2 protein-coding genes are annotated in these 1,847 nt (G+C 70.4%); both read right to left on the bottom strand.

Annotation, left to right across the window (positions count from 1 at the left end; translation table 11 throughout):
- Nucleotides 1-948 (bottom strand): methionyl-tRNA formyltransferase (gene fmt, locus F3J18_RS37060; protein ID WP_166917130.1); only part of this gene is annotated, 948 nt, incomplete at its 3' end.
- A gap of 23 nt (nucleotides 949-971) precedes the next feature.
- Nucleotides 972-1,475: a peptide deformylase gene (gene def, locus F3J18_RS37055; protein ID WP_013699751.1), complete on the bottom strand. Its 504-nt coding sequence runs from the start codon at nucleotides 1,473-1,475 to the stop codon at nucleotides 972-974.
- Nucleotides 1,476-1,847: the final 372 nt, after the last annotated feature.

Here is a 1,847-nt window from a genome sequence, read left to right as displayed (position 1 = left end):
CGCGAGCGGCGCGCCGGCCAGGAACTCACGCGCGGGCAACCGCTTGCCGCCCGGCTTCTGCAACTGCGTGACGCGCAGCGTACCGCTGCCGCAGGCGATCAGCACGCCTTCGGCGCCAGCTTCGACGATGGTGCCGGGCTCGGCCGCGCCGCGCGCGGCCACCGCCTCGGCGGCCCACAGCTTCAGCACGCTGCCGTCGAGCGTGCCCGCGCCGCCCGGGAACGGATCGAAGGCGCGGATGCGCCGCGCCAGCACCTCGGCCGGCTCGCGCCAGTCGAGCGCGGCCTCGTGCTTGCCGATCTTCTCGGCATAGGTGATGCCCTCGGCCGGCTGCGGCGTGGCGGCGAGCTTGCCCTCGCGCTCGAGCTTCACCAGCGCCTCGACGATCAACTGCGCGCCGAGCGTCGCGAGCTTGTCGTGCAGCGACGCGGTGGTGTCATCCCCGGCGATCGCCACGCGCGCCTCCGAGATCATCGCGCCGGTATCGAGCCCCGCATCCATCTGCATCAGCGTGACGCCGGTCTCGGCGTCGCCGGCCTCGATCGAGCGGTGGATCGGCGCGGCGCCGCGCCAGCGCGGCAGCAGCGAGGCATGGATGTTGATGCAGCCGTGGCGCGGGATGTCGAGCACTTCCTGCGGCAGCAGCAGCCCGTAGGCGGCCACCACCATCACGTCGTGCGGCGTGGCGTTCAGCGTGTCGAGCGCGGCACCCGCCTCGGCCGGGAACTTGCCGTTGCGGCGCAGCGAGGGCGGCTGCGCGACCGGCAGGCCGTGTTCGAGCGCGTATTGCTTGACCGCGCTGGCCTGCAGCTTCATGCCGCGCCCGGCGGGCCGGTCGGGCTGGGTCAGCACCAGCGGCACCGGGAAGCCGGCTTGATGGATCGCGGCCAGCGCGGCCGCGGCGAATTCCGGCGTGCCGGCGAAGATGACGCGCAACGAATGGCTCATGGAGGATCGGTCCGTCACGCGAGTCACATCGCGCGTTCGAGTTTCTTCATCTTGCTCTTGATGCGGTTCTGCTTGAGCGGCGAGAGGTACTGGACGAACACGCGGCCCATCAGGTGATCCATCTCGTGCTGGATGCAGACCGCCAGCAGCCCCTCGCACTCGAGCTCGAAGGGCTGGCCGTCGCGGCCCAGCGCGCGCACGCGCACGTGGTCGGGCCGCTCGACCTCGTCGTAGACGCCCGGCACCGACAGGCAGCCTTCCTCGTAGACCTGCTTGCCGTCGCTGGACCAGACGATCTCGGGATTGATGAAGACCTGCAACGCGTTCTTGTCCTCGGAGGTGTCGATCACGATCACGCGCTCGTGCACGTCCACCTGGGTGGCGGCCAGGCCGATGCCGGGCGCGGCGTACATGGTCTCGGCCATGTCGTCGACCAGCTTGCGGATGCGATCGTCGACCACGTCGACGGGCTTGGCCACCTTGTGCAGCCGTTTGTCGGGGTAATGCAGGATGTTCAGAAGCGCCATGATGTTTCGATTCGGAAAGCGGTTGGGGCGGGCGGACCGGCCATTCGGCCGACTGGCCGCGCCGTCGCGATAGCCGGAAGATGAGGCTGCAATCGCGCGATATCCAGCGCGCAGCCCAACGCGGCGGGCCGGTGCGCGCGATCGTTCGTTTTATTTCGAATGGCGAAAATTCTAGCATGGCGGCTTGCGCGTCGCAGGCCGTGGGCCGGGCGGGGCCGATGAGCGCGGCCGTGCCCGCGCGCGCGACGCTGCTTGCCTGGTTGCATCTGGCCTCGGTGCCGGGCCTGCCCGCCGCGGCCTGCGAGGCGCTGCTGCGCGCCTTCGATTCGATCGAGGCGCTGTTCGGCGCCGATCACGCGCGGCTTGCGGCGC

Source organism: Burkholderia sp. Ax-1720 (genome assembly GCF_011753035.1).
Classification (GTDB): domain Bacteria; phylum Pseudomonadota; class Gammaproteobacteria; order Burkholderiales; family Burkholderiaceae; genus Burkholderia; species Burkholderia gladioli.
The sequence above is the reverse complement of the archived record's forward strand: the minus strand, read 5'-3'. Positions and strand labels throughout refer to the sequence as shown.